The sequence below is a fragment of the Micromonospora sp. DT63 genome, assembly GCF_049841615.1.
Classification (GTDB): domain Bacteria; phylum Actinomycetota; class Actinomycetes; order Mycobacteriales; family Micromonosporaceae; genus Micromonospora.
Genome location: NZ_JBNCKQ010000015.1, coordinates 1 through 17,952, shown reverse-complemented (window position 1 = coordinate 17,952; position 17,952 = coordinate 1). Strand labels below are relative to the sequence as shown.

The 17,952-nt window shown below is 73.2% G+C and carries 19 protein-coding genes; 17 read left to right on the top strand and 2 right to left on the bottom strand.

Annotated elements, in window-relative coordinates; genetic code table 11:
* The first annotated feature begins 3 nt into the window (after positions 1 to 3).
* From ACLQ27_RS31735 to ACLQ27_RS31715, 5 genes are all read left to right on the top strand, one after another.
* On the top strand, positions 4 to 2,280 hold the full coding sequence (locus tag ACLQ27_RS31735) for a [protein-PII] uridylyltransferase (RefSeq protein WP_357498053.1): 2,277 nt from the start codon (positions 4 to 6) through the stop codon (positions 2,278 to 2,280).
* Positions 2,281 to 2,364: 84 nt separating this feature from the next.
* A complete protein-coding gene (locus tag ACLQ27_RS31730; RefSeq protein ID WP_425870200.1) occupies positions 2,365 to 3,522 on the top strand; it encodes a sensor histidine kinase in 1,158 nt (385 codons plus the stop codon).
* Positions 3,519 to 4,175: a response regulator transcription factor gene (locus ACLQ27_RS31725; RefSeq protein ID WP_234590136.1), complete on the top strand. Its 657-nt coding sequence runs from the start codon at positions 3,519 to 3,521 to the stop codon at positions 4,173 to 4,175. The genes ACLQ27_RS31730 and ACLQ27_RS31725 overlap by 4 nt, the downstream gene beginning before the upstream one ends.
* Before the next feature lie 109 nt (positions 4,176 to 4,284).
* Entirely contained in the window at positions 4,285 to 5,844 is a 1,560-nt protein-coding gene (ffh, locus tag ACLQ27_RS31720) for a signal recognition particle protein (RefSeq protein ID WP_234590138.1), read from the top strand.
* Positions 5,845 to 5,960: 116 nt separating this feature from the next.
* Positions 5,961 to 7,040, top strand: coding sequence for an amidohydrolase family protein (locus tag ACLQ27_RS31715; RefSeq protein WP_425870197.1), 1,080 nt, complete (start codon positions 5,961 to 5,963; stop codon positions 7,038 to 7,040).
* A 395-nt stretch (positions 7,041 to 7,435) separates the two neighbouring features.
* On the opposite strand, the gene ACLQ27_RS31710 is transcribed toward ACLQ27_RS31715, so the two are convergent.
* Entirely contained in the window at positions 7,436 to 8,041 is a 606-nt protein-coding gene (locus tag ACLQ27_RS31710) for a TetR/AcrR family transcriptional regulator (protein ID WP_357498046.1), read from the bottom strand.
* A gap of 220 nt (positions 8,042 to 8,261) precedes the next feature.
* Here ACLQ27_RS31710 and proS point away from each other — a divergent pair, with 220 nt between their 5' ends.
* The 12 genes from proS to ACLQ27_RS31650 all read left to right on the top strand — a co-directional run bounded on the left by proS (position 8,262) and on the right by ACLQ27_RS31650 (position 16,531).
* The gene (proS, locus tag ACLQ27_RS31705; RefSeq protein ID WP_234584219.1) at positions 8,262 to 9,668 is read left to right on the top strand and encodes a proline--tRNA ligase; all 1,407 of its coding nucleotides are present in this window, start codon (positions 8,262 to 8,264) and stop codon (positions 9,666 to 9,668) included.
* 19 nt (positions 9,669 to 9,687) lie between these two features.
* Complete coding sequence (locus ACLQ27_RS31700) at positions 9,688 to 10,335, top strand: DUF402 domain-containing protein (RefSeq protein ID WP_425870195.1); 648 nt, start codon at positions 9,688 to 9,690, stop codon at positions 10,333 to 10,335.
* Between the two features lie 230 nt (positions 10,336 to 10,565).
* Positions 10,566 to 11,054, top strand: a complete 489-nt coding sequence (gene rpsP / locus ACLQ27_RS31695) for a 30S ribosomal protein S16 (protein WP_357498041.1) — start codon at positions 10,566 to 10,568, stop codon at positions 11,052 to 11,054.
* Positions 11,029 to 11,289 carry an RNA-binding protein gene (locus ACLQ27_RS31690; protein WP_172862164.1) on the top strand — a complete coding sequence of 87 codons (261 nt, stop codon included), beginning with the start codon at positions 11,029 to 11,031 and terminating at the stop codon, positions 11,287 to 11,289. Before rpsP ends, ACLQ27_RS31690 begins: the two co-directional genes overlap by 26 nt.
* The gene (gene rimM, locus ACLQ27_RS31685) at positions 11,289 to 11,846 is read left to right on the top strand and encodes a ribosome maturation factor RimM (protein ID WP_357498039.1); all 558 of its coding nucleotides are present in this window, start codon (positions 11,289 to 11,291) and stop codon (positions 11,844 to 11,846) included. The genes ACLQ27_RS31690 and rimM overlap by 1 nt, the downstream gene beginning before the upstream one ends.
* Before the next feature lie 11 nt (positions 11,847 to 11,857).
* On the top strand, positions 11,858 to 12,631 hold the full coding sequence (gene trmD / locus ACLQ27_RS31680) for a tRNA (guanosine(37)-N1)-methyltransferase TrmD (protein WP_234584223.1): 774 nt from the start codon (positions 11,858 to 11,860) through the stop codon (positions 12,629 to 12,631).
* Between the two features lie 143 nt (positions 12,632 to 12,774).
* Positions 12,775 to 13,131 (top strand): 50S ribosomal protein L19, encoded by a 357-nt coding sequence (gene rplS, locus ACLQ27_RS31675; protein WP_030335223.1) that lies wholly within the window; start codon positions 12,775 to 12,777, stop codon positions 13,129 to 13,131.
* A 181-nt stretch (positions 13,132 to 13,312) separates the two neighbouring features.
* Complete coding sequence (gene lepB, locus ACLQ27_RS31670) at positions 13,313 to 14,182, top strand: signal peptidase I (RefSeq protein ID WP_357498037.1); 870 nt, start codon at positions 13,313 to 13,315, stop codon at positions 14,180 to 14,182.
* Positions 14,183 to 14,192: 10 nt separating this feature from the next.
* Positions 14,193 to 14,828 (top strand): signal peptidase I, encoded by a 636-nt coding sequence (gene lepB / locus ACLQ27_RS31665; RefSeq protein WP_234584225.1) that lies wholly within the window; start codon positions 14,193 to 14,195, stop codon positions 14,826 to 14,828.
* 91 nt (positions 14,829 to 14,919) lie between these two features.
* Positions 14,920 to 15,405 carry an NUDIX hydrolase gene (locus ACLQ27_RS31660; RefSeq protein ID WP_425870191.1) on the top strand — a complete coding sequence of 162 codons (486 nt, stop codon included), beginning with the start codon at positions 14,920 to 14,922 and terminating at the stop codon, positions 15,403 to 15,405.
* On the top strand, positions 15,399 to 16,211 hold the full coding sequence (locus ACLQ27_RS31655; protein WP_357498032.1) for a ribonuclease HII: 813 nt from the start codon (positions 15,399 to 15,401) through the stop codon (positions 16,209 to 16,211). Before ACLQ27_RS31660 ends, ACLQ27_RS31655 begins: the two co-directional genes overlap by 7 nt.
* Positions 16,208 to 16,531 (top strand): DUF2469 domain-containing protein, encoded by a 324-nt coding sequence (locus tag ACLQ27_RS31650; RefSeq protein ID WP_007075222.1) that lies wholly within the window; start codon positions 16,208 to 16,210, stop codon positions 16,529 to 16,531. Before ACLQ27_RS31655 ends, ACLQ27_RS31650 begins: the two co-directional genes overlap by 4 nt.
* 54 nt (positions 16,532 to 16,585) lie before the next feature.
* Here ACLQ27_RS31650 and ACLQ27_RS31645 read toward each other — a convergent pair whose 3' ends face one another.
* Positions 16,586 to 17,713 carry a sulfite oxidase gene (locus tag ACLQ27_RS31645; protein ID WP_425870189.1) on the bottom strand — a complete coding sequence of 376 codons (1,128 nt, stop codon included), beginning with the start codon at positions 17,711 to 17,713 and terminating at the stop codon, positions 16,586 to 16,588.
* Positions 17,714 to 17,952 lie beyond the last annotated feature (239 nt).

Genomic DNA, 17,952 nt, shown 5'->3' with positions numbered 1-17,952 from the left:
GACATGACCTCGTTGATCAGGAAGAACGCGTCAGGGCACGCCGGGAACGGCGACGCGAACCTCTTGATCAACGAGGTCGTCGGCGTACCCGGGGGGATCGGGGAGCCCGCCCGCCGGGCGCGCGCGGGCGCGTACGACGAGTTTCTGCGCGGGTTGCTGCCCGCGCGCGACGGGGTCGCGCTGATGGCCGTCGGGGGTCTGGGGCGGCGGCAGTGCGCCCCCTACGGCGACCTCGACCTGGTGCTGCTGCACGCCGGGGTGCCCGGCACGGACGAGCTGGCGGCCTCGGTCTGGTACCCGATCTGGGACGCCGGCCTGCGCCTGGACCACTCCGTGCGGACCGTCTCCGAGGCGCTGTCGGTGGCCCAGGACGACGTCAAGGTCGCCCTCGGGCTGCTCGACGCCCGCCTGGTGGTCGGCGACCAGGCGCTCGCCGACGCCCTGATCCGCACCGCCGCCGACCACTGGCGGCGTACCGCCGTCCGCCAGCTGCCGGGCCTGCGGGAGGTCACCGCCGCCCGCTGGCAGGCGCACGGCGAGCTGGCCTTCCTCCTCGAAGGCGACCTGAAGGAGGCCGCCGGCGGGCTGCGCGACGTGGGGCTGCTGCGCGCCATCTCCGCCGCCGGGATCACCGACGCGCTGCGCCCCGCCGTCCGCGCCGCCCACCTGCGCCTGCTGGACACCCGCGACGCGCTGCACCAGCAGGTCGGTCGTCGGGTCGACCGGTTGGTCGCCCAGGAACGCGACGGCGTCGCCGCGCTGCTCGCCCTGGAGGACGGCGACGCCCTCCTGCGTCGGGTGGCCGGGGACGCCCGCACGGTCAGCCACGCTCTCGACGACGCCTTCCGCGCCGCCGACCGGCTGCGCTCCGGCCGCTCCCGGGGCGGGAACGGCGCTCCCGTGCGCCGGCCGGTGGCCCGGGACGTGGTCGAGCACGACGGCGAGCTGGTGCTGGCCCGGACGGCGATCGGCGCGCGCCCCGACCCGAGCCTGTCGCTGCGGGTCGCCGCCGCGGCGGCCACCACCCGGTTGCCGATCGCGCGGGCCACCTGCGAGTGGCTGGCGGCGTACTGCCCCCCGCTGCCCGCGCCCTGGCCGCCCGAGGCCCGGGCCGCGCTGACCACGCTGCTGGGCGCCGGTCCCGGCCTGGTGCCGGCCTGGGAGACCTGCGACAGGTACGGGCTGGTGGACGGCTGGCTGCCCGAGTGGACCAGGCTGCGCAGCCTGCCCCAGCACAACCCGGTGCACCGCTACACCCTGGACCGGCATCTCGTGCAGGCCGCCCACGAGGCCAGCCGGCACGCCCGCGAGGTGGACCGCCCCGACCTGCTGCTGCTCGGCGCCCTGCTGCACGACATCGGCAAGGGCCTGCCCGGTGACCACAGCACCGTCGGGGTGCCGCTCGCCGAGACGGTGGCGACCCGGGTCGGGCTGCCGGCCGCGGAGGTCGAGCTGATCGGCACGCTGGTCCGGCTGCACCTGCTCCTGCCCGACGTGGCCACCCGCCGGGACCTCGCCGACCCGGTCACGATCGCGTCGGTAGCCGAGGCGGTGGGCGACACCGGCACGCTCGACCTGCTGCACGCGCTGGTCCGCGCGGACGCCGCGGCCACCGGCCCGGCCGCCTGGTCGGACTGGAAGGGACGACTGGTCGCCGAACTGGTCGCCCGCGTCCGCACCGCCCTGGACACCGGCGTGCTGCCCGAGCCACCCGCGCCGGATCCGGCGCTGCTGGCCGGGCCGTTGCCGGTCGTGCACCTCACCGGGGACCGGGTGGCGGTGGCCGCCGCCGACCGGCGCGGACTGCTCGCCACGGTGGCCGGCTGCCTCGCCCTGCACCGACTGGAGGTGCTCTCCGCCGACGCCTCGGTGGTCGACGGCCGGGCCCTGGTCGAGTGCCGCGTGCAACCCCGCTACGGCCTGCCGGCCGATCCGGTCCCGCTGCGCGCCGACCTGCGTCGGGCGGTCGCCGGCGACGTGTCCGTCACCCAACGGCTGCGCGGCCGTGCGCTCGCCGCCCGGGGCAGCGGCGCCGCTCCCCGGGTCGTCTGGCACCGCGAGGCCGCCACCGACGCCGTGCTGCTCGAACTGCGCGCGGCCGACGCCGCCGGGCTGCTCTACCGGGTCGCCTGCGCGCTCGACGAGGCGGGAGCCCTGGTCCGCGCCGCGCGCATCTCCACCCTCGGCGCGGACGTGGTCGACGCCTTCTACCTGGTGGGTGGCTGGCCCGACGACGCCACCCGGGCCCGCCTGGAGGCCGCCGTCCTCGCCGCCGTCTGAGGGGACGGGTACGCCCCGGGGCGTAGCGACGGTGCCGCTCGTGGACGCACGTCAGGGGGCGTCGGCGCGGGCAGAATGACGGCCATGCGATGGAACGGGCGGCGGGTGTGGCTGGGTGACGCCGTGCTCGCCCTGGCCCTGCTCGGGTTCGCGCAGCTCACCACCGGGTTCGCGGGGGCCAACCAGCCGGGGTCGAGACCCGTGGACGCGTTCTGCCGGGTGATCATGGCGGTCGCCGCGCTGGCGCTGGTCGGCCGCCGCTACGCCCCGGTGGGCATCCTCGCCGTGGTCACCGTGGCCACCACGACGTACCTGGTGCTCGGCTATCCGTACGGACCGATCCTGCTCACCTTCCTGGTCGCGGCCTACACCGTGGCCCTGCGGCTGCCGGTGCGCCCGGCGGCGCTCGCCACCGCCGGCGCGTTCGTGGTGCTGCTGGCGCACGTCTTCTGGTCCCGGGGCCCGTCGCTGGGCTGGGCCGGAGTGCTCCCCGCGTCGGCCTGGGCGGTCGTACCCTTCGCTGCGGGCGTGGTCGTACGGGTCAACCGCGAGGCCGCCGCCCGCAGCCGCGCCGAACAGGCCCGCGAACGTGTCGAGCAGGCCCGCCGGCAGGCCGACGAGGAGCGGCTGCGCATCGCTCAGGAGGTGCACGACGTGGTGGGGCACGGGTTGGCCGCGATCAGCATGCAGGCGGAGATCGCCCTTCACCTGCTGCCGAAACGACCGGAGCAGGCGGAGGTCGCGCTGACCGCGATCGGTCGTACCAGTCGGGAGGCGCTGGACGAGCTCCGGGTCACGCTGGGCGCGGTGCGCCGGGGCGCGGAGCGCGAACCGGTGCCGGGGCTGGCCCGGCTCCCGGCGCTGTGCGACCGGCTGGCCGGCGCCGGTCTCGCCGTCGACGTGCGCCGCGAGGGCGACCCTCGGGAGTTGCCGGCGGCGGTGGACCTGGCCGCGTACCGGGTGGTGCAGGAGGCGCTCACCAACGTGCTGCGGCACGCCGGGGTGAGCAGCGCCGAGGTGACCGTCGGCTACCGGGCCGACGAGGTGACGGTCGAGGTCACCGACCGGGGCGTCGGTGTCGCCGCCGGCCCGTTCGACGCGGCCGACGACCGGACCGGAGGGCACGGTCTGGCCGGTATGCGCGAGCGGGTGGCCGCGCTGGGCGGACGGCTGACCACCGGACCGCGCCCGGACGGCGGTTTCCGGGTCTGGGCCCGGCTGCCCGTGGAGCCGCCCGCGTGATCCGGGTGCTGATCGCCGACGACCAGGACCTTGTCCGCCTCGGGCTGCGCGCGCTGGTGGAGAGCGAGGACGACCTTGCGCTCGCCGGTGAGGCGGCCGACGGGCTGCGGGCGGTGGAGCTGGCCCGTCAGGTGCGGCCGGACGTGGTGCTGATGGACATCCGGATGCCGGGCATCGACGGGATCGAGGCGACCCGCCGGATCGTCGCCGACCCCGAGCTGACCGGCACGCGGGTGGTGGTGCTCACCACCTTCGAGCTGGACGAGTACGTCTTCGACGCGCTGCGGCACGGCGCGAGCGGGTTCCTCACCAAGGACACCCGGCCGCCGGAGCTGCTGCGCGCCATCCGCCTGGTCGCCGAGGGGGAGGCGCTGCTGTCGCCGTCGGTGACCCGGCGGGTGGTGCGGGAGTTCGCCACCCGGCCGTCGAGAGCACCCCGTCCGCACCCGCGGCTGGACACCCTCACCGACCGGGAACGCCAGGTCGTCGGCCTGGTCGGGGAGGGCCTGAACAACGAGGAGATCGCCGCCCGGCTGGTGGTGAGCCCGGCGACCGCGCGGACCCACGTCAGCCGGGCCATGGGCAAGCTGGGAGCCCGGGACCGGGCCCAGCTCGTCGTCTTCGCGTACCAATCGGGCTTGGTCTCGGGGTGAGGCCGGGCCGCCAGCGGCCGTGCGGCGGGGCGGCTACCCTAGCGGTGGCCGGACTCCGCAGTGCCGGCCGCGTTGTGCCCGCCGGAACACTGACAAACGGGATGTTCGCGTGTTTGACACCTTGAGTGACCGCCTGTCCGGGATCTTCACCAAGCTCCGCGGCAAGGGACGGCTCACCGACGCCGACATCGACGCCACCGCGCGCGAGATCCGCCTCGCGCTGCTGGAGGCGGACGTCGCGCTGCCGGTGGTCAAGGGCTTCATCGCGGCCGTCAAGGAGCGCGCCCGCAGCGCCGAGGTCTCCCAGGCGCTCAACCCGGCCCAGCAGATCATCAAGATCGTCAACGAAGAGCTGATCAACGTGCTCGGCGGCGAGGGCCGGCGGCTCCAGTTCGCCAAGCAGCCGCCCACGGTGATCATGCTGGCCGGCCTCCAGGGTTCCGGTAAGACCACCCTCGCCGGCAAGCTGGCCCGCTGGCTCAAGGGCCAGGGACACCAGCCGCTGCTGGTCGCCGCCGACCTCCAGCGCCCCAACGCCGTCGGGCAGCTCCAGGTGCTCGGTGGCCGGGCCGGCGTCGAGGTGTACGCCCCGGAGCCCGGCAACGGCACCGGCGACCCGGTGCAGGTGGCCCGCGCCTCGATCGAGCACGCGAAGCGCGCCGCCCGCGACATCGTCATCGTCGACACCGCCGGCCGACTCGGCATCGACGCCGAGATGATGCAGCAGGCCGCCGACATCCGCGACGCCGTCTCACCCGACGAAGTCATCTTCGTCATCGACGCGATGGTCGGTCAGGACGCCGTCCGCACCGCCGAGGCGTTCCGCGACGGCGTCGGCATCACCGGCGTGGTGCTCTCCAAGCTCGACGGCGACGCCCGTGGTGGCGCCGCGCTCTCCGTGCGCGAGGTGACCGGGCAGCCGATCCTGTTCGCGTCCACCGGCGAGAAGCTGGAGGACTTCGACGTCTTCCACCCCGACCGGATGGCCAGCCGGATCCTCGGCATGGGCGACGTCCTCACTCTGATCGAGCAGGCCGAGCAGGCCTTCGACTCGGATCAGAAGGAGAAGATGACCGCCAAGCTGATGGGCGGCGAGCAGTTCACGCTCGACGACTTCCTCGACCAGCTCATCGCGGTGCGGCGGATGGGCCCGATCGCCAACGTGCTGGCCATGATGCCGGGCATGGGGCAGATGAAGGACCAGCTCGCCGAGCTGGACGACAGCCACTTCGACCGGGTCACCGCGATCATCCGGTCGATGACCCCGGGCGAGCGCACCAACCCGAAGATCATCAACGGTTCCCGCCGGGCGCGCATCGCCAACGGCTCCGGGGTCACCGTGATGGACGTCAACCAGCTGCTCAACCGCTTCGCCGACGCGCAGAAGATGATGAAGCAGATGGGCGGCATGATGGGCCTGCCCGGTGGTGGCCGCCGCAAGGCGACGAAGTCCCCCAAGAACAAGCGCAAGGGCACCAAGGGCGGCGGTCGTCCGCGTACGGGCGCCGGCGCCGGGCTCCCGGGCGGTTTCCCGGGTGGCATGCCGCAGCTCCCGCCGGGGATGGACCCGAACGACCTCGCGGGCGGCCAGGGCCTCCCGCCCGGCTTCAAGCTCCCGAAGATCGACTTCAACAAGCTCGGCAAGGGCGGCGACAAGGGCCCGCGCTGACGCGCGTCGGTGACGGCGTGCGACGTGGGAGGTCTCGGTGGACGGGGCCGGCCCTGACCGCTCGGAGGAACGACCTGCTCGTCGCCGAGGAGGGCTGATCGGGTAGGACTGTGCGCATGGCTCTTCATGTGCGCGGTGTGCTGCTCCCCGACGACGAGGTCCGGGATCTCTGGCTGGTCGGCGACCGGGTCACCTTCACCCCGGTGCCCGGTGCGGAGACGGTGGTCGACGGCGGGTTCGTCCTCCCGGGGCTGGTCGACGCGCACTGCCACATCGGCATCGCCCGCGGTGGCGCCCCGATCACGTCGCTCGACCAGGCCCGCGAGTTGGCCCACATCGACCGGGACGCCGGGGTGCTGGCGATCCGCGACGCCGGGTCGCCGTACCCGTACCCCGAACTCGACGACGAACCGGACCTGCCACGGCTGGCCCGCGCCGGCCGGCACGTCGCGCCCCCGAAGCGTTACCTGCGCGACATCGGCGTCGAGGTCGGCGCGGCCGAGGTGGCCGCGACGGTGGCCGCGCAGGCCCGGGCCGGCAACGGCTGGGTGAAGCTGGTCGGCGACTGGATCGACCGGGGCGTGGGCGACCTCGCGCCAGCCTGGGACGCCGACACCCTCACCGCCGCCGTACGGGCCGCGCACGACGCCGGGGTACGCGCCGCGGTGCACACCTTCTCCGAATCGGCCGTCGAGATCATGGTGCGGGCCGGGGTGGACTCGGTGGAGCACGGCACCGGGCTGAGCCTCGACCTGATCGACGAGATGGCCCGTCAGGGCACCGCGCTGGTCCCCACAATGATCAACATCGCCACCTTCGGGGGCATCGCCGAGCAGGCGCGGGGCAAGTTCCCCGGCTACGCCGAGCACATGCTCGCGCTGCGCGACCGCTTCCCGGAGGTGGTGCGCGCCGCACACGAGGCAGGCGTGCCGATCTACGTGGGCACCGACGCCGGTGGTGGCATCGACCACGGCCTGGCCGCAGAGGAGATGCTGCTGCTGCACGAGCGCGCCGGCATGGCACCGATCGACGTGCTCGCCGCCGCATCCTGGGGCGCCCGCGAATGGCTCGGCTTCCCCGGCCTGGTCGAGGGCGGCCTCGCCGACCTGACCGTCTACCCCGAAGACCCCCGCCACGACCTCCGCGTCGTCCGTGCCCCGTCCCGCACGATCCTGCGCGGCCGAGTCCTCCGCTGACCCCGCGCCGGCCGCGCTGGCCTCGCGCCGGCCGCGCTGGCCTCGCGCCGGCCGCGCTGGGCCGCGCCGCACTGCGCTGGGCCGCACTGCGCTGGGCCGCGCCGCGTCGCCCCGCCCCGCCCCGCCGCGCAAGATCGTGCTGGATCCAGGAAGTAGTGGCCTCGGCGTCGTGGGGATGCCACTGGAACCAGGATTGAGCACGATCTTGTCGGGCGGAGAGGCCGGCGAGGGAAGATCCGCGCAACTTCCCTGATGTTGCTGCCTCACGCTCGCCGGAGGCAGCAACATCACTGATGTTGTGCGGATCTTGGCGTGGGGCATGGGGCGTGGGCGTGGCAGGCCGGGGGCGGAGGTGCGTGCGGGCGCGACGGTTCGCGTACGACGACGTGGGAGCGTCAGCGGGGCGGGCGGGTGGTCGCGGCGGCGGCGAAGAGGTGCACGGCCAGGTCGGCCAGGGCCGCGGCGGTCTGGTCGATCGGGGATCGCGGGAGCACGATGTGGCTCACCACCAGACGGACGATCGTGTCTGCGGCGAATGCCAACGCTGCCTGGTCCGCTCCCGGCAGGTGGTCACCGGCCCACTCGATCAGCGCGCCGGACGCCTCGGTGAGGACCACCTCGGCCCGGGTGGTGAGGTACGGGAGCAGTTCGTCCGAGCCGCCCCGGGCGCTGGTGAGGATGGCCTTGACCAGCGGGTTGTCGGCCGCCGTGGCGAGGGTGTGGGCGATCGCGGCGTACGCGCCGGCCCGTACGTCGGCACCGTGCGCGAGCAGCGCCTCCCGGACGTCGCCGACGAACCGGTCCACCTCGCGTCGGGCGAGCGCCTCGGCGAGGCCCGCCTTGCTGCCGAACTCGTTGTAGACGGTCTGCCGACTGACCCCCGCCGTGGTGGCCACGCCGCCCATGCGGACCGCGTCCCAGCCGGCGGCGATGGTCCGTGCGCGGGCGGCGTCCACGATCGTGTCCCGCAGTCGCTGGCGTGGTGAGTCGGTCGCAGTCATGGTGGTCGAATTCTACGGGTGGCTCGCCGCCCCGCCCAGCGCCCGCTGCGCGCCCCGCGAAGGGCGGCCCGCCACCCTGCCCAGCGCCCGCTGCCCGCCCCCGCCCAGCGCCCGCCGCGCCCCGGCAAGGGCGGGCCGCGCGCGCCGTCCAGCACCGGTCGCGCGGCGCGGCGCCTCCCGGGCGCGGCGGGGACCCGCGTGGCGCATAGGATGTGCGGTCATGGCACGCGTGCTCACTCCCCGTGCGGAGGACTTCCCCCGCTGGTACCAGGACCTGATCGCCAAGGCGAAGCTGGCCGACAACGGCCCGGTCCGCGGCACCATGGTCATCCGCCCCGCCGGCTACGCCATCTGGGAGCGGATGCAGGCCGAGATGGATGCCCGGATCAAGGCGGCCGGCGCGGAGAACGCGTACTTCCCGCTGTTCATCCCGGAGAGCTACCTCAAGCGCGAGGCCCAGCACGTCGAGGGCTTCTCGCCGGAGCTGGCGGTCGTCACCCACGGTGGCGGCAAGCAGCTCGCCGAGCCGGTGGTGGTGCGCCCCACCAGCGAGACGGTGATCGGCGAGTTCATGGCCAAGTGGATCGACTCGTACCGGGACCTGCCGCTGCTGCTCAACCAGTGGGCCAACGTGGTCCGGTGGGAGCTGCGCCCGCGGATCTTCCTGCGGACCAGCGAGTTCCTCTGGCAGGAGGGGCACACCGCGCACGCCACCCGTGAGGACGCCCGCGCCTACGCGCGGCGGATCCTGCACGAGGCGTACGAGGATCTGATGGTGAACGTGCTCGGCATTCCGGTGGTGGTGGGCCTGAAGACGGCCCGCGAGCGCTTCGCCGGTGCCACCGCCACGTACACCTGCGAAGGCATGATGGGCGACGGCAAGGCGCTCCAGCTGGGCACCAGCCACGAGCTGGGCCAGAACTTCGCCAAGGCGTTCGACATCAGCTACTCCGCCAAGGAGGGCGGTCGCGAGCACGCGTGGACGACCTCCTGGGGCACGTCGACCCGGATGCTCGGTGGCCTGATCATGGCCCACGGCGACGACAACGGCCTGCGGGTGCCGCCGCGGCTGGCGCCCATCCAGGCGTACATCATGATCGTCAAGGATGGCGAGGGCGTCGGCGAGGCGGCGGCCAAGCTGCGCGACGGCCTGCGCGACGCCGGTGTCCGGGTCGCGCTCGACGACCGGACCGACACCGCGTTCGGCCGCCGGGCCGTCGACGCCGAGCTGCGCGGCTATCCGGTACGCGTCGAGGTCGGCCCCCGCGACCTGGCCGTCGGCAACGCGACGGTGGTCCGTCGTACCGACGGGTCGAAGTCCCCGACGGCGGTGGCCGACGTGGTCGGCGCGGTCCTCGCCGCACTGGAGGCCGACCAGCAGGTGCTGCACGACCAGGCCCTCGCGCACCGCCAGTCGCGCACCGTCGAGGTGTCGACGCTGGCCGAGGCGATCGAGGCGGCGGCCACCGGCTGGGCCAAGGTGCCGTGGTCGGCGGTCGGCGTGGCCGGCGAGGCCGAGGCGAACGGCCAGGGCGTGACGGTGCGCTGCCTGCTGCGCGCCGACGGCTCGGTGCCGGACTCCGAGGACGAGCCCGACCTGGTCGCCATCCTCGCCCGCGCCTACTGAGGTCCGGAGGAGCGCGGCCGTGGAGTTCGGATCGGGTCGGCTGATCCTGCACCGGAACGTGCGGCGGGGACGGATCGGGTGGGTCCGGCCGGCGCGGGTCGTCCTCGACGACGAGCGAGGGCTGCTGCTCTGGATTGCGAAGGGCTCGCCGGTTGCCCACGAGGTGAACGAGATCGGCCTGACCATGCGAGGGCTGCCGTTTGCCGACTGGATCACGCCGACCTACCAGCTCGCACAGGTGTCCTGGAACGGGCCACCGCTGCTGAAGTTCCTGCCCACCGGCGCGGCGCACTCCGTCTGGTGGTTCCGCGACGCGGCGGGCCGGTTCAGCCACTGGTACGTCAACCTGGAGGAGCCCGGTGTCCGCTGGGACGACGGGGCGGTGGCCGGCGTCGACGTGGTCGACCAGGATCTGGACGTGCTGGTCGCCCCGGACCGCACCTGGCAGTGGAAGGACGAGGACGAGTTCGTCGAGCGTCTCGCCTTCCCGGACGACTACTGGGTGACCGACGAGAAGGCGGTCCGCGCCGAGGGGGAGCGGGTGATCGCGCTCGCCGAGGCGGGCCGGTTCCCGTTCGACGGCACCTGGTGCGATTTCACCCCGCCGGCAGAGTGGGACGTACCGGACGAACTTCCGCCCGGGTGGGACCGTCCGCCGGTGCGCTGAGAGGTGTTCCGGGTCACCGGTGACGCGGTGTCCGGGTCCGATGCGGGAGATCGGCGTCGGATCTGGCAGAATGGGTCGCTGGTATCCGGCGCGCGTCCGGCGCCCTCTAACCCGGGCACGTCGCTAGTCCACCGAGTAGTCTCCGGCCCAACCCCACGGGTCCGGTCGGCGCTCACCCACGCACACCGCCCACAGCGGGCTGGTGAGATCGCAACAGGAGCGAAACAACTGTGGCCGTAAAGATCCGGCTCCTGCGGATGGGCAAGATCCGCAACCCGCAGTACCGCATCGTCATCGCCGACTCGCGCACCAAGCGCGACGGCCGGGCGATCGAGTTCGTCGGGGTTTACCAGCCCAAGGAAGACCCCTCGATCATCGAGGTCAAGTCGGAGCGGGTCCAGTACTGGCTGTCCGTCGGCGCTCAGCCGAGCGAGGCGGTGCAGCGGCTGCTGGAGCTGACCGGTGACTGGCAGAAGTACAAGGGCCTGCCGGCCCCGCCGCCGCTCAAGGTCGCCGCCGAGAAGGCCGACCGCAAGGCGGCGTACGAGGCTGAGGCGAAGGCCGCCGCCGGGCTCGCCCCGGAGACCCCGGCCAAGCCGGCCAAGAAGGCCACCAAGGCCGCTGAGGCTCCGGCCGAGGCCCCGAAGGCCGAGGCCCCGGCGACCGAGGCTCCGGCCGAGGCCCCCGCTGCCGCTGCCGACGCCGGTGAGCAGGCCTGACATGCCTCTGCGTCCGGCGTTGGAGCACCTGGTCAAGGGCATCGTCGACCACCCGGATGACGTCCGGGTCCGGATGGTCGATTCCCGTCGGGGCAAGCGGCTGGAAGTCCGCGTGCACCCCGAGGACCTCGGCACGGTGATCGGGCGGTCCGGCCGGACCGCCAAGGCGCTGCGTCAGGTGATCGGCTCCATCGGCGGGCGCGGGGTACGCGTCGACATCGTCGACTCGTACTGATGCAGCTCGTCGTCGGAAGGATCGGCAAGCCGCACGGTGTCCGCGGGGAGGTCACCGTGGAAGTGCGGACCGACGAACCCGAAGCACGGTTCGCCCCGGGTTCGGTGCTGCGCACCGAACCCGGGGCGGTCCCGCCGCCCGCGCCGGCGAACGGGCCGGGCGTGCCGTTCCGGGTGCCCGCCGAGCTGACCATCGAGGAGTCCCGGTTCCACCAGGGTCGGATGCTCGTCGCCTTCGACGGCATCCTGGACCGCGACACCGCGGAGGCGCTGCGCGGAACCCTGCTCGTGGTGGACAGCGCCGACGTGGAGCCTCCGGAGGACCCGGAGGAGTTCCACGACCACCAGTTGGTGGGTCTGGCCGTGGTCACCCCGGCCGGTGAGCGCCTCGGCGAGGTCGCCCGGATCGACCACGCGCCGTCGTCCGACCTGCTGGTGCTGCGGCGCCCCGAGGGGCGTACCGCGCTGATCCCGTTCGTCCGGGCGATCGTCCCGGAGGTCGACCTGGCCGGTCGACGCGTGATCGTCGACCCGCCGGCCGGCCTGCTCGATCTTTAGGACCAGCCCGCATGCGCGTCGACGTCGTGTCGATCTTTCCGGAGTACTTCGCCCCGCTCGACCTGTCGCTGATCGGCCGCGCCCGGGCCAACGACGTACTCCAGCTCGCCGTGCACGACCTGCGGACCTGGACCCACGACGTGCACCGCACTGTCGACGACACCCCCTACGGCGGCGGCCCCGGCATGGTGATGAAGCCGGAGCCGTGGGGTGCGGCGCTGGACGCGCTCGCCCCGGCCGAGGCCCCGCCGCCCCGGCTGCTCGTGCCGTCACCGGCGGGTGTCCCGTTCACCCAGGCCATGGCGCACGAGCTGGCCGCCGAGCCGCACCTGCTCTTCGCCTGCGGCCGGTACGAGGGGATCGACCAGCGGGTCCTGGCGCACGCCGCCACCCGGATGCCGGTCACCGAGGTGTCGCTCGGCGACTACGTGCTCTTCGGCGGCGAGGTCGCGGTGCTGGTCATCCTGGAGGCGGTCACCCGCCTGCTGCCCGGGGTGCTGGGCAACGCCGGCTCGCTGGACGAGGAGTCGCACGCGCACGGGCTGCTGGAGGCACCGATCTACACGAAGCCGCCGAGCTGGCGCGGGCACGACGTCCCGGAGGTGCTCCGCTCCGGCGACCACGGCAAGATCGCGCGCTGGCGGCGCGAGGAGGGGCTGCTGCGGACCGCGGCCCAACGTCCGGACCTGCTGGCCGCGCTGCCGCCCGAGCGGCTTGACAAACGGGACATCGCGGCGCTGGAGCGGGCCGGATTTCAGCCGCCGCCGGGGGATGTGGCAAAGTAGGGGGGTTGCCGCATCCGTCCGCGCCCGCGGGCGGCTGCGAGGATCCCCGACCGGGGTCGGCCCGCCGATCACCACCCGGGAATCAGAATCACCCACCCGCGCACCGAGTGACGGTGCGCCGTGAGCCTTACGAGGACGCAGCGATGAACATCCTGGACGCCCTTGACGCCCAGTCGAAGCGGACCGACCTTCCCGACTTCCGTGCCGGTGACACCGTCAAGGTGCACGCGCGGGTCGTCGAGGGCAACCGGTCCCGTGTCCAGATCTTCCAGGGCGTCGTGATCCGCCGCCAGGGTGACGGTCTGCGCGAGACCTTCTCGGTCCGCAAGGTCAGCTTCGGTGTCGGTGTCGAGCGGACCTACCCGCTCAACGGCCCGGGCATCGACCGGATCGAGGTCGTGACCCGCGGTGACGTGCGTCGCGCCAAGCTCTACTACCTGCGCGAGCTGCGCGGCAAGAAGGCCAAGATCAAGGAGAAGCGGGAGAAGCAGCCCAGCTGACTTCCCGCTCGCCACGCCGCCTGAGCTGCGCGTATGCCGTACCGCCCAGACCGCACTACCCTGGTCGTACGGGCGCAGCCAGGCGGCGACCCCGCCTTTGTGGCGGGCAGCTGTCCACTACCGCCCGTGGAGCCTCGACGAGGCTCCCGGGCGGTGGTGTTTCTGCGGACCGGGGAGTGGCGTGGTGCAGACGCTTGACGAGGACGGCACCGTCGATCCGTGGCGCCGGCGGGTGCGCCGCGGCCGCCGCCAGATGCCGCTCTGGCAGGAACTTCCACTGCTGCTGGTGGTCGCGTTCTGCCTCGCGGTGCTGATCCGCACATTCCTGCTCCAGGCGTTCTTCATCCCGTCCGGCTCGATGGAGGACACCCTCCTGATCGGCGACCGGGTGCTGGTCAACAAGGTCGTCTACGACGTCCGTGACCCGGTGCGCGGCGAGGTGGTGGTGTTCCGGGGCACCGACCGCTGGGCGCCGCAGGTCGACGAGCAGCCGGAGCCCGGCTTCGTCGGCAAGGTCGGCCGCACCGTCGGGGACCTGGTCGGGGTGAGCCGTCCCGGCGAGAAGGACTTCATCAAGCGGGTGATCGGCCTGCCCGGTGACCGGGTGAAGTGCTGCGACTCCCAGGGCCGGGTCACCGTGAACGGGACTCCGCTCGACGAGCCGTACGTGCTGCGCAACTCCCCGCTGGATCTGCCACCCAATCCGCAGGAGTGCCGCTCCCGGCGCTTCGACGAGGTGGTCGTACCCCCGGGGCAGATCTTCGTGATGGGCGATCACCGCGAGGTCTCCCAGGACGCGCGCTGCCAGGGCCCGGTGCCGATCGACAACGTGGTCGGCCGGGCGTTCATGGTGGTCTGGCCGTCGTCACGCTGGGCCGCGCTGTCGGTGCCGTCGACCTTCGACGACGTGGCCGCGCCGGCCGCCGCCTCCTCCGGGGCGCCCCCGGTCCGTCCGTCCCCGCAGGGCGGTGTGCTGCTGATTCTCCCGTTGGCGGCCGCGCTGAGGGGTTCCCGCGCGTTCCGGACGGTGCCGTCCGGCCCGGCAACGTAGGCTCCTTGGCGTGATTGACGAGCAGACCGACAAGCCGCGCAGCTCCTTCTGGAAGGAGCTGCCGATCCTGCTGGGTGTGGCGATCCTGGTCGCGGTGCTGGTCCGCGCCTTCGTGCTGCAGACCTTCTTCATCCCCTCTCCGTCCATGGAGAACACTCTCAAGATCGATGACCGCGTGTTGGTCAACAAGCTGGTCTACGACTTCCGATCACCGCACCGCGGCGAGGTGATCGTCTTCAAGGCGCCCACCGAGTGGAGCGGCAACCCCGACGGTGAGGACTTCATCAAGCGGGTGATCGGCGTCGGCGGCGACCACGTGGTCTGCTGCGACGCGCAGGAACGCCTGATGATCAACGGCAGGTCGCTCGACGAGCCGTACATCTTCTCGATCGACGGGGTCCGCGACAAGCCGGCCGACCAGGAGTTCGACATCACGGTGCCGAAGGGTCGGCTGTGGGTGATGGGCGACCACCGGTCGGCCTCGGGTGACTCGCTGGAGCACTGGCAGCAGTCCGGGCAGAACATCACCGAGGCCACGATCCCCGAGGGCGAGGTCGTCGGGCGGGCGTTCACCGTCTTCTGGCCCGTCAACCGGGCCACCTGGCTGACGGTGCCCGATCAGTTCGACGGCATTCCCAAGCCGTAGAACCGGCGGGGGCATGGGCGATCGGCCGCACGTCTGGCAGGCTGGTGCGGTGACCGTGAGCGCGAGGAGTGAGCTTGCGAGCCCCGCAGGCGTGAACAGTGCCAATCGTGTCTACACCCCTCGACGCGCGGCACGGGTGCTGCTCGTCGACGCGGCCGGCCGGGTCCTGCTGTTCCACGGCTTCGACCCGGCCCGCCCGGAGCACCGCTACTGGTTCACTCCCGGCGGCGGGCTCGACGAGGCGGAGTCCCCGTCGGCGGGCGCGGCACGGGAGCTGGCCGAGGAGACCGGGCTGCGGGTCGATCCCGCCGAGCTGGGCGAGCCCGTGTGGTCCGACACGACCGAATTTCCGTTCGACGGCGACTGGTACCGCCAGGAGCAGGATTTCTTCCTGTTCCGGGTGCCGTCGTGGCAGGTCGACACCGTCGGCTTCAACGACGTCGAGCAGCGCAGCATCGCCGGCCACCGCTGGTGGCTGCCGGCCGAGCTGGCCGCCAGCGGCGACCGGTACTACCCGCCCGAGCTGCCCGACCTGCTGGCCCGTCTCCTGCCGCCGGCCGTCGAGGCGTCGTGCTGACCCCGCCGCGCACCGTCGTACGCCGGGAGGCAGGCCTGTACGCGCTCGAACGGGCGCTGCAACGGCGCGGGTTCCGGCACGTGGCCGGCGCCGACGAAGCCGGTCGGGGGGCCTGCGCCGGCCCACTGGTCGCCGCCGCGGCGGTGCTGCCGGAGGGGCGACGCGGCGAGATCGACGGGCTGGCCGACTCCAAGCTGCTCACCCCGGCCAGCCGGGAGCGGGTGTACGCCGAGGTCGTGGACCGCGCCCTGGCGTACGCCGTGGTGGTCATTCCGGCCGACGAGGTCGACTCCCGGGGGCTGCACGTGTGCAACCTGGCAGCGATGCGCCGGGCGCTCGCCTCGCTCACGACCCGGCCGGAGTACGTGCTGACCGACGGCTTCGGCGTGGACGGCCTGGGCGTGCCGGGGCTGGCGGTCTGGAAGGGCGACCGGGTGGCCGCGTGTGTGGCGGCGGCCAGCGTGCTCGCCAAGGTCACCCGAGACCGGATCATGGTGGAGCTGGACGGGGTGTTCCCGGCGTACGGCTTCGCCGAACACAAGGGCTACATCACCCCGGAGCACAGCGCGGCGCTGCGGGAGCACGGACCGTGCCGGGAGCACCGCTTCTCGTACATCAATGTCGCCGCGGTCTCCGGCCGCGACGGCCGGCCGCCGCGCGCCCGACGGCCCGTCGGCCCGGCGTCGGACGAGCCGATGGAGCGCTCCTGGGCGTCAGGGGGTACCGTCGGCGTGGCGTTGGGCGAGCAGCCTCGGCCTCCGGCGCCGGTGGGGGAAGATGTGGTCATGGAAGGCGGAGTGCGATGAGCGCGGAAGATCTCGAAAAGTACGAGACCGAGATGGAGCTGCAGCTCTACCGGGAGTACCGCGACATTGTCCGCCAGTTCTCCTACGTGGTGGAGACGGAACGCCGGTTCTACCTGGCCAACCAGGTCGACCTGCACGTGCGTAACTCCGACGGCGAGGTCTACTTCGAGGTCGAGATGCACGACGCCTGGGTGTGGGACATGTATCGTCCTGCCCGCTTCGTGAAGAACGTCCGAGTGATGACCTTCAAGGACGTCAACGTCGAAGAGCTGGAGAAGCCCGACATCTCGCTGCCCGCCGACTCCGGCTTCGGCGGCTGACGACCCTCGGCCACGCCACGGTCCCCCCATCCGTGGCGCGGCCCGACGCGCCGGTCACTCGGCCGGCACCACAACCTCGACGCGCTGCACCAGGTTGTTGGCGAAGCCGCCACGATTCCACGGCTGCTCGACCGGCTGGGTCCGCCCGGACGCGTCGGTCGCCCGCGCGCTGAGCACGTACCGGCCGGGCGTCGCCGTCCACTCGTACCGCCACCGCCGCCACGCGAACTCCCCGCCCGCCGCCGGGTCCAGCTCGGCCGGCGCCCAGTTCGCACCGCCGTCGACGCTGACCTCCACCGCGACCACCGGCGCGTGGCCCGACCAGGCCCGCCCGTCCACAGTGCAGGGTCCCGCCGGGAGCAGCCGACGGCGCGTCATGAAGTCGGGAAAGCCCGGCGGGCGGACCAGCGCGCGCGGCTCGATCCGGGTGACCGGCACGCCCGGGTCGTCGGCGTCGCGCCGCAGCCGGTACGCCTCCGCGTTCTGGTAGCCCTCGAACGGCTCCGTCCGGACCTCGATCGAGCGCAGCCACTTCACGTGCGCCATGCCGTACCAGCCCGGCACGATCAGCCGCAGCGGGGCGCCGTGCTGCGGCAGCAGGGGAGCCCCGTTCATCTCGTACGCCAGCAGCACCTCCTCGCGCAGCGCGTCGGCCACCGACAGCGCCCGCTGGTAGTCCTGCTCGACACCGCGCTCGACGCCATGGTCGGCACCGGTGAAGACCACGTCGACCGCGTCCGCGCCCAGGCCCGCCTCGCGTAGCAGCGGAGCGAGGGGCGTGCCGGTCCACTCGGCGTTGCCGACCGCCTCGACCAGCCAGGGCTGGCTCACCGGCCGGGGGTGCAGCAGGGCCCGGCCGTTGCCGGCGCACTCCATCGTGACCCGGTGGGTGACACGGGGTCGCGCGCGCAGGTCGGCGAGGGTGACGGTCAGCGCACGGTCCACCGCGCCCCCGACGGTCAACGCGTGCGCCGCCGCGTCGACCTCCGGGATGTCGTAGTGGATCAGCAGGTAGTGCAGCCCGGCGGGGGTCACGTCGTACCGCAGCGCCTCCAGCGGAAGGCCGTGGTTGCGGGCGGCGAGCTGCAACTCCTCGGCACTGATCGCCTCGTCGGGCTCGGCGAGCCGGGACGGGCCGCTCACGTCCGCCACCGTCGGCGTCCGGTCATCGACAGTGGTCATGCGAGGCCTCCCCGGTGCAGACGGCGCCACCCGCCGTACGCGGCCCAGCCTAGGCCCTTTGTTCCGGCCCGGCGGTGGTGACCTGGTCCGCTGTGCGTCGGGTCGGGACAGCGTTCCCATAACAGATCATCGGGCGGTTCGGTGGTCGTCCACAGGACCCCCGGTTGTCCACAGCTTCGTCAGCCGGGCTGGCGGACGGCCCAGCCTTCGCCGGAGGCTGCCGTCATGCGACCGCCACC